Annotated in this window: 12 protein-coding genes; 5 read left to right on the top strand and 7 right to left on the bottom strand. The window is 74.7% G+C overall.

Annotation, left to right across the window (positions count from 1 at the left end; genetic code table 11):
* Nucleotides 1–61 precede the first annotated feature (61 nt).
* The 4 genes from ABZ948_RS04460 to ABZ948_RS04475 are packed head-to-tail and all read right to left on the bottom strand — an operon-like array spanning nt 62 to nt 4,908.
* Nucleotides 62–1,273: an XdhC family protein gene (locus ABZ948_RS04460; RefSeq protein ID WP_359757156.1), complete on the bottom strand. Its 1,212-nt coding sequence runs from the start codon at nt 1,271–1,273 to the stop codon at nt 62–64.
* Nucleotides 1,266–3,380, bottom strand: a complete 2,115-nt coding sequence (locus ABZ948_RS04465) for a xanthine dehydrogenase family protein molybdopterin-binding subunit (RefSeq protein WP_359757158.1) — start codon at nt 3,378–3,380, stop codon at nt 1,266–1,268. The genes ABZ948_RS04460 and ABZ948_RS04465 overlap by 8 nt, the downstream gene beginning before the upstream one ends.
* Nucleotides 3,377–4,369: an FAD binding domain-containing protein gene (locus tag ABZ948_RS04470; protein ID WP_359757160.1), complete on the bottom strand. Its 993-nt coding sequence runs from the start codon at nt 4,367–4,369 to the stop codon at nt 3,377–3,379. Before ABZ948_RS04470 ends, ABZ948_RS04465 begins: the two co-directional genes overlap by 4 nt.
* Nucleotides 4,366–4,908, bottom strand: coding sequence for a 2Fe-2S iron-sulfur cluster-binding protein (locus ABZ948_RS04475; RefSeq protein WP_359757162.1), 543 nt, complete (start codon nt 4,906–4,908; stop codon nt 4,366–4,368). Before ABZ948_RS04475 ends, ABZ948_RS04470 begins: the two co-directional genes overlap by 4 nt.
* Before the next feature lie 243 nt (nt 4,909–5,151).
* Between ABZ948_RS04475 and ABZ948_RS04480 the strand changes: the two genes are divergently transcribed.
* A complete protein-coding gene (locus ABZ948_RS04480) occupies nt 5,152–5,730 on the top strand; it encodes a TetR/AcrR family transcriptional regulator (protein WP_359757165.1) in 579 nt (192 codons plus the stop codon).
* A 78-nt stretch (nt 5,731–5,808) separates the two neighbouring features.
* Here the strand turns inward: ABZ948_RS04480 and ABZ948_RS04485 are convergent, their stop codons facing one another.
* Nucleotides 5,809–6,714 (bottom strand): LysR family transcriptional regulator, encoded by a 906-nt coding sequence (locus ABZ948_RS04485; RefSeq protein WP_359757167.1) that lies wholly within the window; start codon nt 6,712–6,714, stop codon nt 5,809–5,811.
* A gap of 115 nt (nt 6,715–6,829) precedes the next feature.
* On the opposite strand from ABZ948_RS04485, the gene ABZ948_RS04490 reads away from it, so the two are divergent.
* The 4 genes from ABZ948_RS04490 to ABZ948_RS04505 all read left to right on the top strand — a co-directional run bounded on the left by ABZ948_RS04490 (nt 6,830) and on the right by ABZ948_RS04505 (nt 11,035).
* Complete coding sequence (locus tag ABZ948_RS04490; protein WP_359757169.1) at nt 6,830–7,045, top strand: hypothetical protein; 216 nt, start codon at nt 6,830–6,832, stop codon at nt 7,043–7,045.
* Nucleotides 7,046–7,353: 308 nt separating this feature from the next.
* Nucleotides 7,354–8,328 carry an alpha/beta hydrolase gene (locus ABZ948_RS04495; protein ID WP_359757171.1) on the top strand — a complete coding sequence of 325 codons (975 nt, stop codon included), beginning with the start codon at nt 7,354–7,356 and terminating at the stop codon, nt 8,326–8,328.
* A gap of 262 nt (nt 8,329–8,590) precedes the next feature.
* Entirely contained in the window at nt 8,591–9,766 is a 1,176-nt protein-coding gene (locus tag ABZ948_RS04500; RefSeq protein WP_359757173.1) for a helix-turn-helix domain-containing protein, read from the top strand.
* Between the two features lie 78 nt (nt 9,767–9,844).
* Nucleotides 9,845–11,035 (top strand): CaiB/BaiF CoA transferase family protein, encoded by a 1,191-nt coding sequence (locus tag ABZ948_RS04505; protein ID WP_359757175.1) that lies wholly within the window; start codon nt 9,845–9,847, stop codon nt 11,033–11,035.
* A 24-nt stretch (nt 11,036–11,059) separates the two neighbouring features.
* Here ABZ948_RS04505 and ABZ948_RS04510 read toward each other — a convergent pair whose 3' ends face one another.
* Both ABZ948_RS04510 and ABZ948_RS04515 read right to left on the bottom strand, forming a co-directional pair.
* Nucleotides 11,060–12,043 (bottom strand): TerC family protein, encoded by a 984-nt coding sequence (locus ABZ948_RS04510; RefSeq protein ID WP_359757177.1) that lies wholly within the window; start codon nt 12,041–12,043, stop codon nt 11,060–11,062.
* A gap of 85 nt (nt 12,044–12,128) precedes the next feature.
* Nucleotides 12,129–12,773 (bottom strand): phosphoribosyltransferase, encoded by a 645-nt coding sequence (locus ABZ948_RS04515; protein WP_359757179.1) that lies wholly within the window; start codon nt 12,771–12,773, stop codon nt 12,129–12,131.
* Between the last annotated feature and the right edge of the window lie 108 nt (nt 12,774–12,881).

Raw genomic sequence — 12,881 nt, forward strand, 5'->3', positions numbered from 1 at the left:
GACCGCAGCCGTCACGGCTCCGGTCCCTCCGGCACGTCGCCGCCCGGGCGCGGTGCGGCGCTCAGACCGGCTGGGGAGCAGCGTCCCGCCCGGCCCGGTGGATCGGCGCGTCCGAGCCGGTCAGGGGCGCCCCCGTGCCGCCGTGCCGGGCCGCGACGATCTCCGCCGCGATGGACACGGCCGTCTCCTCGGGCGTACGGGCGCCCAGGTCGAGGCCGATCGGCGACCTCAGCCGGGCCAGCTCCCGCTCGCCCACGCCCACCTCCCGCAGCCGCCGCTCGCGGTCCTCGTGGGTGCGGCGCGAGCCCATGGCGCCGACGTACGCGACCGGCAGCCGCAACGCCTCCGCCAGCAGGGGCACGTCGAACTTCGCGTCGTGCGTCAGCACGCACAGCACCGTGCGCGCGTCGGTCTCGGTGCGGCGCAGATAGCGGTCGGGCCACTCCACGACGACCTCGTCGGCCTCCGGGAAGCGCGCCCGGGTGGCGAAGACGGGGCGGGCGTCGCAGACGGTGACGTGGTGGCCGAGGAACTTGCCCGCCCGGACGAGAGCCGCCGCGAAGTCGATCGCACCGAAGACGATCATGCGGGGCGGGGGCACGGCCGACTCGACGAGCAGGGTGAGGCCGCCCGGGCAGTGCGAGCCGTCGTCGGCCAGCTCGACCGTGCCGGTGCGGCCGCTGTGCAGCAGCGCGCGGGCCTCGGCGACCGCCGTGCGGTCCAGGTCCGGGCCGCCGCCCAGACCGCCCTCGTACGAGCCCGTCCCGGTCTCCGTCCGGGCAGACCCGCCCTCGTGCGAGCCTCCCCCGGTCTCCGTCCGGGAAGACCCCTGTCCCGCCTCGCCCGGGCGGACGAGCAGCGCACGGCCGAGGTGGCGGGCAGGGCCCCGGACGACCCGGGCCAGGGCCACCGGCTCGCCGCGCGCGGCGGCGGCCAGTGCGGCCCCTTCGACCGACCGCCCCGCGGTGTACGGGGCGACCATGACCTCGATGGTCCCGCCGCAGGTCAGCCCGACCGCGAACGCGTCCTCGTCGCTGTAGCCGAACCGCTCGACGAGCGTCTCGCCGTCCCGGAGGGCCTGGACGCACAGGTCATACACCGCTCCTTCCACGCACCCTCCGGACACCGAGCCGATGGCCGTGCCGTCGGCGGACACCGCCAGGGCGGCGCCGGGAGGGCGCGGGGCGCTGCCGCCGACGGCGACGACCGTGGCGACGGCGAAGTCCCGGCCCTCCTCGATCCACGCGCCGAGCGGCCCGGCGAGATCAAGCACGGCCGCCCGCCAGCAGCACGCGGTCGGGCCGGATCGGAAGGTTCCGGTGGCGTACGCCGGTCGCGTGCCACACGGCGTTGGCGACCGCCGCCGCGGCCCCCACGATGCCGACCTCGCCGATGCCCTTGATGCCGACCGGGTCGTCCGGGTCGGGGTCGTCGACCCAGTCGGCCTCGATGTTCTGGACGTCGGCGTGCGCGGCGACGTGGTAGCCCGCGAGGTCGGCGCCGTAGACGCCGCCGCTCGCCCGGTCCCGGACGGCTTCCTCGTGCAGGGCCATGGACAGGCCCCACACCATGCCGCCGACGAGCTGGTTGCGGGCGGTCAGGGGGTTGACGATCCGGCCGGCAGCGAAGACGCCCAGCATGCGGCGCACGCGGACCTCGCCGGTGGCGGTGTCGACGGCGACCTCGGCGAACTGCGCCCCGTAGGAGTGCCGTTCCTTCTGGGCGAGGGCGCCGACGGCCTCGGCCGTGTTCGACCGGGCGGTGACGCCCTCCGGCGGGATGTCGGCACCCGGCACGAGGCTCCCGCGCAGCTCGTCGGCGGCCGCCCGGACGGCCCAGCTCCAGGAGCGGGTGCCCATCGAGCCGCCGGCGATCATCGCGGGGCCGAGGTCGCTGTCCCCGATCCGCACCCGCACCCGGTCCGCCGGGACCTCCAGCGCGTCGGCGGCGACCAGGGTGAGCGCGGTCCGGGCGCCGGTGCCGATGTCGGCGGCGTTGATCCGGACCGTGAAGGTGCCGTCCGCCTCCGCGGTCACGGCGGCCGTGGACGGCATGGCCGTCACGGGGAAGGAGGCGGCCGCGGTGCCCGTGCCGAGCAGCCAGCGCCCCTCCCGGCGTACGCCCGGCCGCGGGTCCCGCTCCGCCCAGCCGAACCTGCGGGCGCCTTCCCGGAAGCAGGCGATCAGGTTGCGGCTGCCGAACGGCAGCCCGGACACCGGACCCACCTCGGGCTCGTTGCGCAGCCGCAGCTCGATCGGGTCGACACCGCACCGCTCCGCCAGCTCGTCGAGCGCCGACTCCAGCGCGAACGAGCCGGGGGCCTCGCCCGGGGCGCGCATCCACGTCGGGGTGGGCACGTCGAGCCGCAGGATCCGGCTGGCCGTGTGGTGGGCGTCGGCGGCGTACATCGCCCGGCCGGCCGCGGCGCTCGGCTCGACGAAGTCGTGCACGGCCGAGGTCTGGTTCAGGGACCGGTGCTCCAGCGCGCGCAGCCGCCCGTCCGCGTCGGCGCCGAGCCGGACCCGCTGCGCGGTGGCGCTGCGGTAGCCGGCGAGCGAGAACATCTGCCTGCGGGTCATGACGACCCTGACCGGGCGCTGCAGGACGGTCGCGGCCATGACGGCGGCCACCTGGTGCGCCCGCACGCCCTTGCTGCCGAAGCCGCCGCCGACGTGCTCGGAGCGCACGCGCACGGAGGCCGGGTCGAGGGAGAAGAGGTTCGCGAGCTCCCCGGCGACCCAGTTGGTGCCCTGGTTGGAGTCGACGACCTCCAGCCGGCCGCCCTCCCACCGGGCCGTCGCCGCGTGCGGCTCCATCGGGTTGTGGTACTCCTCCGGCGTGGTGTACTCGGCGTCCACCACGACGGCCGACGCCGCGAGCCGGTCCGCCAGGTCCCCCTTCTCGACCACGGCCGGCGCGTGCCCGTCGAGGGCGTGCGCCTCGGGCTCACGTCCGGCGGAGAACGCGATGTCGTGCGGCTCCCGGTCGTAGTGCACGACGAGGGTCTCGGCGGCCTCCCGGGCCTGCTCGGAGGTCTCGGCGACGACGAGTGCCACCGGCCAGCCCAGGTGGGGCACCCGGTCGTGCTGGAAGAGGGCGACACTCGGGTCCGGCGGGACACCCAGCAGGCCGATGTAGTCGCTGTCGACGCGCGGGGCGTTGTGGTGGTGCAGCACGGTGAGGACGCCCGGCATGCCGAGGACGGCCTCGGCGTCGACGGCCCGGACGCGGCCCCGGGCGACGGTGGACAGCACCAGCCAGCCGTGGGCGAGTTCGGCGAAGGGGATCTCGGCGGCGTAGCGAGCGGCTCCGGTGACCTTGTCACGGCCCTCGACGCGGGTGTGCGCGGTGCCGACGGCTCCCCTGGTGGCGGTGGTCATCGGGTGGCCTCCTCGGCGAGTTCGCTGAGCACGGCGACCACGAGGTTGCGCATCAGGGTCACCTTGTATCCGTTGTGGGGCAGCGGTTTCGCGGCGGCCAGTTCGGCGTCCGCCGCGGCCGCGAAGGTCTCGGCGTCGGCCGGGGCGCCGGTCAGGACGCGTTCGGCCGCCCGGGCCCGCCAGGGTCGGGAGGCGACCGCCCCGAAGGCCAGACGCACCTCGCGCACGCGCCCGTCGTGGACGTCGAGCGCGGCGGCGATGGAGCCGATGGCGAAGGCGTACGAGGCCCGCTCGCGGACCTTGCGGTAGCGGGAGACGGCGGCCACCGGGGCGGGCGGCAGGGTGACGCCGGTGATCAGCGCACCCGGCGGCAGAACGGTCTCCAGGTGTGGGGTCTCCCCCACCGGCAGGTAGAAATCGGCGAGCGGCACCTCGCCCGGGCCGTCCGCCGTCTCGTACGACACGACCGTGTCGAAGGCGGCCAGCGCCACGCCCATGTCGGAGGGGTGGGTCGCCACGCAGTGGCCGGAGGCGCCGAGGACGGCGTGGTTGTGGTGCTCGCCCTCGATGGCGGGGCAACCGCTGCCCGGGACGCGCTTGTTGCAGGGCGAGGTGACGTCCGCGAAGTAGCCGCAGCGGGTGCGCTGGAGCAGGTTGCCGCCGACGGTGGCCATGTTGCGCAGCTGCCCGGAGGCGCCGGCCAGCACGGCCTGCGCCAGCGCCGGGTAGCGGCGGCGCACCTCCGGGTGCGCGGCCAGGTCGCTGTTGGTGACGGTGGCCCCGATGCGCAGGCCGCCGGCCGGGGTCACCTCGACGCGGTTCAGGGGCAGTTCGCGCACGTCGACGAGGAGGGCGGGCCGCTCGACGCCGGTCTTCATCAGGTCGACCAGGTTGGTGCCGCCGCCCAGGAAACGCGCGTCCGGGTCGCCGTCGAGAAGCGCCACGGCGCCCGAGACGTCGTACGCCCGCTGGTAGCCGAACTCCTTCACGCCGCGGCCCCCTTGGCCTCGGCGGCCCGGGCCACGGCCTGGACGATCGAGACGTAGGCGCCGCAGCGGCACAGGTTGCCGCTCATCCGCTCGCGTATCTCCTCGGGGGTCAGCGGTGGCGGTCCGGCCTCGGGCCGTACGTCACCGGTGGCGGCGCTCGGCCACCCGGCGGCGTGTTCCTCGAGCACGGCGATGGCCGAACAGATCTGGCCCGGCGTGCAGTAACCGCACTGGTAACCGTCCAGATCGAGGAACGCCTGCTGCACCGGGTGGAGTTCTCCGCCCTCGGCCACGCCCTCGATGGTGGTGATCTCGCGGCCTTCGGCCGCCACCGCCAGCTGCAGACAGGACACGCTCCGGCGGCCGTCGACCAGGACCGTGCAGGCGCCGCACTGCCCCTGGTCGCAGCCTTTCTTGGTGCCGGTCATGTCCAGTCGCTCACGCAGGGCGTCGAGCAGGGTCGTGCGGTGGTCGACGGTCAGCGTGTACTTCTCGCCGTTGACGGACAGGGTGAGGTCGCTGGACGTCGATGGGGGCATGGAAGCCTTCTCTCTCACATCGCGAGGTCGTCAGACGGGCATGCCGGTGGCGGGTCCGGTCCGCAACCGGGCAGGATGCGGGGCGGGTGCAGCCGGGCCGGGCACAGCCTCAGGGGCTGTCCGCGCGGACGGCATGCCGATACGATGGAACAATCGGACAGTTGTCCGCTTACCCGGAAAACGTAATGGACGATTGTCCGCTTAACAAGGGCCGAGTTTCGGCCACGACCGCGAGGAGGGCGCGTGCCGCAGAAGAAGGACGCTCCCCTGCGCTCGGACGCGCAGCGCAACCGCGAGCGCATCCTGGAGGTGGCCGTGGTCGAACTGACGCGTGCGGCGGACGCCCCGCTGAGCGCGATCGCCAAGAAGGCGGGCGTCGGGCAGGGCACCTTCTACCGCCACTTCCCCAGCCGCGAGGCGCTCGTGATGGAGATCTACCGTCACGAGATGCGGCAGGTCGCCGACTCCGCGGCACCCCTGCTGGAGAGCCGGGAACCCGACCGGGCGCTGCGCGAGTGGATGGACCGCCTCGCCCGGTTCGCCATGACCAAGGCCGGTCTCGCCGACGCCATCCGGCAGGCCACCAGCGCCCCCGGGAAGCCGGAGAAACCGGCACACGCCCCGGTGACCGAGGCGGCCGAACTGCTGCTCCGCGCCGCCGAGCGGGCCGGCACCATCCGCCCGGGGATCACCGCGGAGGACCTCTTCCTCGCCATCGGCGGCCTCTGGACGATCGACCCCCGCGGCGACTGGCAGCCACGCGCCACGCGCCTGCTGGACCTGGTCATGGACGCTCTGCGCGTGGGGGCGCCGGGGAGGTGAACGCCGGTCCGCGCGCCGGGCTTCCCGCGCGCGGGCGGCGAGTGCCCGCCTGTAGCGCAGTGCGGGGCGGGGCGCCGTTCAGGCGACCGCCGTCGGCGCCAGGGACCGCAGTTCGTCGAGGGCCGCCGCGACCGCCGGGCGGGCGTGGCCGCCGCCGCGTGTGCAGGTCAGGAGCTTGCGGTGGGGGTTGCCGGTGCAGCGGACGCGGACGACCGGCAAGTGCGGGGTCAGGTGGGCCAGGCGCGGGACCAGGGCGACGCCGAGCCGGTGGGCGACGAGGTGCGCGGCGACGTTCCAGTCCAGGGCGTGGTGGACGACGTCGGGGGTGAATCCGGCCGCGCCGCAGGCGGACAGCACGTGAGGGCGGCAGGGACTCTCCTCCACCGGCGCGATCCACGGCTCGCACGCGGCCTCCGCGAGATCGACCCGGGTCCGCCCGGCGAGCTCGTGCTCCTCGTGCACGACCAGGTCGAACGGGTCGTCCAGCAGCGGCCGCTGATCGAACCGCGCGTCGCTCAGCGGCGGGTTGTGCGGGGTGGACTCGACGATCGCCAGGTCGGTGACGCCCTCGAAGAGCAGGTCGAAACTCTCCGGAACACCCGCCTCCGTGATCCGTACGGACAGCCGCGGATGCCGCTCCCCCAGCCGGGCCGCCATCGGCGCCAGGAGCACCGCGACGGCCACCGGGAAGCCGGTCACCCGCAGCACCCCGGAGGGCGCCCCGTGGTCGGCCCGCAGGTCGAGTTCGGCCTGGTCCCAGCGGGCCTGGATGGCGTCGGCGTGCGCGAGCAGGCTCTCGGCGGCCGGGGTGAGGCGGACCCCGCGCCCCTGCGGCTCCAGCAGGTCGACGTCCAGGTCCCGGGCGAGCTGCCGGATCTGCTGGGAGGCGGCGGACGGGGTGAAGTGCAGGGCGCGGGCGGCCGCGGTGACCGTGCCGTAGTGGGCGACCGCCCGGAGGACGTGCAGTCGGCGCAGGTCAATCATGAAGGTCAGGCTTCACAATGCCGTCCACAAAGTCAACCTGGACGTGTACGGAGACCTCGACGCACCCTGGCTGTGTCGCGACGGTCAACCAGCCACGACGTACGAGGAGTCATCCATGAACCGCACCGACGCCACCGCCTGCCCGCACTGCGGATGGCCGGACGGGGGCGAGCCGTTCCAGGTGCTGTCCCGGCACGCCACCGCGACGGGCCGCACGGAGTGGACGCGCTGCGGATGCGGCTCGCTGCAGGTCCGGGTCGTCGACGGGGCCGGGACGCGCGTCGTCTCGCGCGGCAGGCCGGCGGCCGAGTCCGGCGCGGTGAGCCGCTGACCGCTCGGGCGCCCCGTGCCGGGGTCATGAGCCGGGGCCCGGGCGCCCGGGCGCCCCACCGCCTCCGTGACCTGCGCGTATCTTGGGGGCGCCGACGGCTCGTGGACGGGCACGCGCGCGTGCGGCCGGTGCGGAGGGCCCGGGGTGGCGCGCCGGTCGCCGCGTTCTCCGCCCACCGCCCTGGCCCGGCACCGGAACGCCACCCGCCGGACGGCGGGCAGGTTCCGCCGCACGGCGGCGTCCGCCGCCGGGGCCGGCGGACCGACCATGGCTGCCCGAGCCGCCGCGACCCCGCGTGAGGAGACGTCATGACGCACGTACCGCCCCCGTTCGACCCCGAACTCGCCGGCGCCCTGGAGCTGATCAAGGACATGATCCGTCCGGAGCTCACGCCGGACGAGATCGCCGAGGTGCGCCAGGGCCCGGGCCTCCAGATGCTGGCCGAGCTGGACCTGACGATGGGCGGCACGTTCGAGGTGGAGGACCGGCAGGTGCCGGGACCGGAGGGCGAGCCGGACATCTCCCTGCTGATCTGCCGCCCGGCCGCCGCGGCGGCCTCCGGACCGCGGCCCGTGATCTACCACGTGCACGGCGGCGGCATGGTCATCGGCAACAACCGGGTCGGCGTCGAGGGCGCCCTGGCGTGGGCGCAGGCGCTGGACGCGGTCGTGGTGTCCGTCGAGTACCGGCTGGCGCCGGAGCATCCGTATCCGGCGCCGATCGAGGACGTGTACGCCGGGCTGCTGTGGACGGCGGACCACGCCGCCGACCTCGACGGCGACCCCGAGCGGATCGTCATCGCGGGCGCCAGCGCGGGCGGCGGGCTGTGCGCGGCCCTGGCGCTGCTCAGCCGGGACCGCAAGGGGCCGCAGCCGATCGGGCAGGTGCTGTTGTGCCCGATGCTCGACGACCGCAACGACACGCCGTCGACGTACCAGATGGCGGGTCTCGGGGTGTGGGACCGCACCGCCAACGAGACCGGCTGGACGGCGCTGCTGGGTGAGCGGCGCGGCGGGCCCGACGTGCCGGCGTACGCGGCACCGGCCCGGGCCGAGGATCTGTCCGGGCTGCCTCCGGCCTTCCTCGACGTCGGCTCCGCGGAGACCTTCCGCGACGAGGTCGTCGCCTACGCCTCGCGCATCTGGCAGGCCGGCGGCGTGGCCGAACTGCACGTCTGGCCCGGCGGCTTCCACGGCTTCGACGGTTTCGCCCCGCAGGCGGCGCTGTCCCAGGCGGCGCGGGCGGCGCAGCTCGACTGGCTGCGGAGGCTGCTGGCCGCGTGAGGCCCGGGCCGGGGCCCTGGGTCGGGGCGGGGTGCGAGAGAGGGGGGCGGCGGGTGCCACCGGGGAGCGGTGTGTGCGTGCCTCTCCCCCGGCCCCTCGCCCGCTGCCTGCCGGGTGCTTCCGGGGCCCTCGCCGGGTCCTCGTCGTCGGCTGCTTCCGCGGCCCTCGCCAGGTGCTCGTCGTCGGGACCGTCCGGGCCCCCGCCGGATCCTCGTCGCGCACGAGCGGCTCGCACCACGGCCGCATGCCGCACCATGGGCCTATGAAAGAGCTGGCCGGGCGCCTGACCGCGCTCGACCCGGATGCCGGTGCGGCGGTCCGGGTCATCGCCTACTTCGACCGACTGGCCGAGTCCAGGGCCGGTGTCGAGGCACTCGTGCGCGGTGCCGCCGTACTGGCCGGCTGCCCGGCCCGGCTCGTGGATCCGGAGCGCCGCGTACACGTCCGGGTCGAACCCGACGGCGCCCGGCGGGACGCCGAGCCGCCGCCCGATCCCGCATGGCCGTCGGCCCGGCTGGCCCCGGACAGCGCGGCGACCCTGTGGCTGGAACGCGGCGGGCCGGCGCCCGGCAGGGAGGACAAGGCGTCTGCCGCGACCGGCACGAGTGGCGCCCACCCCGCCGCAGCCCTGCCCAGTGTCGTCGACGCCGTGATCCTGGAGCGGGCGGCCGGTGCCCTGCGGGTCGTTCTCGACCGCACCCGGGGCCGGGCCCCCGCCGACGACCCGGCGCTGATCGAGACGCTGCTCGACGGCACGGCCCCGGAGCAGGCCCGGCTGCACGCCGCCCGCCGGCTCGGGCTGGACCCCGCCGCCCCGGCCCGGGCCCTCGCCCCGCTGGACGGCCGGCCACGGGTCGTGGCGGCCGACGCCGAGTCCCTGCCGGGCGGTGACGGGGCGACCACCGCACGGGCGAGCGACCCCGAGCGCCCGGCGTCCGGGCAGGCCGTGTCCCCTCCCCGGGCCGGTGTCGCGCCGGCTTCCGCCACGCCGGACGCCCGTCTCCCGGCCGGGCGGCTCGGGGTCGGGCCCGCCGTTCCCGTGCTCGAACTGCCCCGGTCCTGGGACGCGGCCCGCACCGCCCTGCGGTTCACCGCCGAGGGCACCCCGCAGGACCCCGGTCCACGGGTCGTGTACGCCGAGGAGCTGGGCGGCGTCGCCCTGCTCGCCGGCCTCGTCGCACCGGGCGCCGAACCGCCGCCGGACGTCCGCGCCCTGGAAAGGGCCTCGGCCCACACGCCCTGGCTGCTGGCGACCCTGCACGCGGTCGCGTCCACGGCGAGCCTGCGGGCCGCCGCCACCGGCATCAACGTCCACCACTCCACGCTCCAGGACCGGCTGACGCACGCCGAGCACCTGCTCGGCTGGCCACTGCGCACCCCGCAGGGCCGGCTCCGGCTGCAACTGGCCCTGACGATGCGCCACCTGGCCCGTCCGTAGCCACCCTCACATCCGGCCGCGGCCACGTGGGGGACACTGTCCGGGCGCCCTCCCGTACGACGTTCAGGAGCATGACGCATGAGCGTGCAGCGGTACCCCCTGGCCGGGGTCACGGTGGTCAGCCTGGAGCAGGCCGTGGCCGCGCCCTACGCCACCCGGCAGCTCGCCGACCTCGGCGCGCGTGTCATCAAGGTGGAGCGGCCCGGCGGCGGTGACTTCGCCCGCCGGTACGACACGACCGTGCACGGCCACTCCAGCTATTTCGTGTGGCTCAACCGCTCCAAGGAGTCCCTCACGCTGGACCTGAAGGACCCGCGCGGCCGCGAGATCCTGCACGACCTCCTCGACGGCGCCGACGTCTTCGTGCAGAACCTCGCCCCGGGCGCCGCCGCCCGGCTCGGCCTGGACGCCGCCGGCGTCACCGGCCGCCGCCCCCACCTGATCGCGTGCACGATATCCGGCTGGGGCACGACCGGCCCCTGGGCGGACCGCAAGGCGTACGACCTGCTGGTGCAGTGCCAGACCGGTCTCGTGTCGCTGACCGGGACCCCGGAGGGCACCGCCCGGACCGGGATCTCCGTGGCCGACATCGCCGCCGGGATGTACGCCTACAGCGGCATCCTCACGGCCCTGTACACCCGCGCCGTCACCGGCGAGGCCCACCCCGTGGAGGTGTCCCTGTTCGAGGCGCTCGCGGAGTGGATGGGCCAGCCCGCCTACTACACCCGGCACGGCGGTACCCAGCCCCCGCGCCTCGGCACCCAGCACGCCACCATCGCGCCGTACGGGACGTACACCGCCGCCGACGGCAAGGAGGTGCTGTTCTCCATCCAGAACGAGCGGGAGTGGGCGGCCCTGTGCGGGGAGTTCCTGGGCCGGCCGGAGCTGGTCGACGACCCGCGCTTCGCCACCGCCTCCGACCGGGTCGCCCACCGCGAGGAGCTCAACACCGTCGTCGCCGGCCGCTTCGCCCGCTCCGGCTCCGACGAGATCCTCAAGGACCTGGAGCGCATCGGCATCGCCTGCGCCGGTGTCAACGACGTCGCCGCGTTCCTGGACCACCCGGTGCTGGCCGCCCGGGGCCGCTGGACCGAGGTCGGGATCCCGGGCGCCACCGTGGAGGCACTGCTCCCGCCCGCCGACCTCGCGGGTCTGCCCGCGCGCATGGACCCCGTGCCGGCGGGGGGCGAGCACACCGAGGCGATCCTCACCGAACTGGGCCGCACCGACGAGGAGGTGGCGGCGCTGCGCGCCGACGGCGTCGTCTGACCGCGCCCCGGACGGACCCGCGGCCTAACGGGACCCGGCCTCCCGGCCCGCCGCCTCCTCGGCCTGCTGCTGCTTCTTCGAGGCGCGCAGGCTGGTGATGGTCGTGACCGTCAGGACGAGCACGATGAAGCCCAGCGAGAAGGGGATGCTGATCTCGGGGACGTGCACGCCCGACTCGTGCAGGGCGTGCAGCACCAGCTTGACGCCGATGAAGCCGAGGATGATCGACAGGCCGTAGGAGAGGTGGACCAGCTTCTTCAGCAGGCCGCCGATGAGGAAGTACAGCTGGCGCAGGCCCATCAGGGCGAAGGCGTTGGCGGTGAAGACGATGTACGGGTCCTGCGTCAGGCCGTAGATGGCGGGGATGGAGTCGAGGGCGAACAGCACGTCGGTGGAGCCGATCGCGAGCATCACGACCAGCATCGGGGTCATGATCCGCTTGCCGTTCTCGGTGATGAACAGCTTCGTGCCGTGGTAGCGGTCGGCCACGCCGAAGCGTTCCTCCGCCATCTTCAGCAGCTTGTTCTCCTGGTACTCCTCCTCGTGCTCCTCCTTGCGGGCGTCCTGGACCAGCTTCCAGGCGGTCCAGATCAGGAAGGCGCCGAAGATGTAGAACACCCAGGAGAAGGCGGAGATGATCGCCGCGCCGGCCGCGATGAACACGGCCCGCAGCACCAGAGCCATGATGACGCCGACCATCAGCACGCGCTGCTGGTACTGCGAGGGCACCGCGAACTTCGCCATGATCAGCACGAAGACGAAGAGGTTGTCGACGCTGAGCGACTTCTCGGTGATGTAACCGGCGAAGAACTCGCCCGTGGGACCGCTCCCGCCGTAGTACCAGAGCCCCAGCCCGAACAGCACGGCCAGGACGATCCACACCACCGTCCAGGTCCCGGCTTCCTTGATGGACACGTCGTGGGGCTTGCGGCCGATGAAGAAGTCGACGGCGACGAGCAAGCACAGCGCTGCCACGGTCAGCAGCCACACGGAGAGCGAGACGTTCACTTGTTACTCCTGGTGCAGGTGGGGGAATGGGACATCCTCATCCGAGATGGCTGGTTCCCGCCACTGCCGCCAGGTGAACACATGGTCAAAACCGCACGTGGAGCGCCTCCAGGACGTCCTGGTCCGTCAGCTGGTCGAAGTTCTCGTACCACAGGCCCACGGCCATGAACGCGGCCGGCTGGTGCAGGCAGATCACCTCGTCGGCCTCCGCGCGCATCAGGTCGGCCGCCTCCGGCGAGCACACCGGCGCGGCGAGCACCACCCGTTCGGGCGCCTGACGGCGTACGGATCGCAGCGCCGCCCGGGCCGTGGAGCCGGTCGCCAGGCCGTCGTCGACCACGATCACGGTCCGTCCGCGCAGGTCGGGCGCGGGGCGGCCCTGCCGGTACAGCCGCTCGCGGCGGCGCAGCTCCGCGCGTTCCCGCTCGATGACGGGGGCCAGGGCGGCCTCGTTCAGGCCCAGGTGGCGCAGGGCGTCCTCGTCGAGGAGCGGCACCTCGTCCCCGGCCATCGCGCCGACGCCGTACTCCTCCTGGAAGGGCGCGCCGATCTTCCGTACGACGAGGACGTCGAGCGGGGCGTCCAGCGCCGCGGCGACCTCGCGCGCCACCGCCACCCCGCCCCGGGGCAGGGCGAGGACGAGAGGACCGGGCAGGGCACCCTCCCGCTGCCGGGCACGAAGTTCTTCGGCCAGTTCCCGGCCGGCCTGCCGCCGATCACGGAACCGCATGACGGTCACCTCCGCTTCCCGCCCGACGGACGGCGCCTCGGTCCGGCCCCGCGTACCCCCCGCTCACCGGACAATGCGCACCTTCCGGACCTCCGTCACACTCGGAAC

The organism is Streptomyces olindensis, from assembly GCF_040645895.1.
Lineage (GTDB): Bacteria > Actinomycetota > Actinomycetes > Streptomycetales > Streptomycetaceae > Streptomyces > Streptomyces olindensis.

Excerpts from the sequence above, each read along its gene's own strand:
- ABZ948_RS04485 (WP_359757167.1), bottom strand. The coding sequence starts at position 6,714 with ATGATTGACCTGCGCCGACTGCACGTCCTCCGGGCGGTCGCCCACTAC.
- ABZ948_RS04490 (WP_359757169.1), top strand. The coding sequence starts at position 6,830 with ATGAACCGCACCGACGCCACCGCCTGCCCGCACTGCGGATGGCCGGAC.
- ABZ948_RS04505 (WP_359757175.1), top strand. The coding sequence starts at position 9,845 with ATGAGCGTGCAGCGGTACCCCCTGGCCGGGGTCACGGTGGTCAGCCTG.
- ABZ948_RS04475 (WP_359757162.1), bottom strand. The coding sequence starts at position 4,908 with ATGCCCCCATCGACGTCCAGCGACCTCACCCTGTCCGTCAACGGCGAG.
- ABZ948_RS04515 (WP_359757179.1), bottom strand. The coding sequence starts at position 12,773 with ATGCGGTTCCGTGATCGGCGGCAGGCCGGCCGGGAACTGGCCGAAGAA.
- ABZ948_RS04495 (WP_359757171.1), top strand. The coding sequence starts at position 7,354 with ATGACGCACGTACCGCCCCCGTTCGACCCCGAACTCGCCGGCGCCCTG.
- ABZ948_RS04500 (WP_359757173.1), top strand. The coding sequence starts at position 8,591 with ATGAAAGAGCTGGCCGGGCGCCTGACCGCGCTCGACCCGGATGCCGGT.
- ABZ948_RS04465 (WP_359757158.1), bottom strand. The coding sequence starts at position 3,380 with ATGACCACCGCCACCAGGGGAGCCGTCGGCACCGCGCACACCCGCGTC.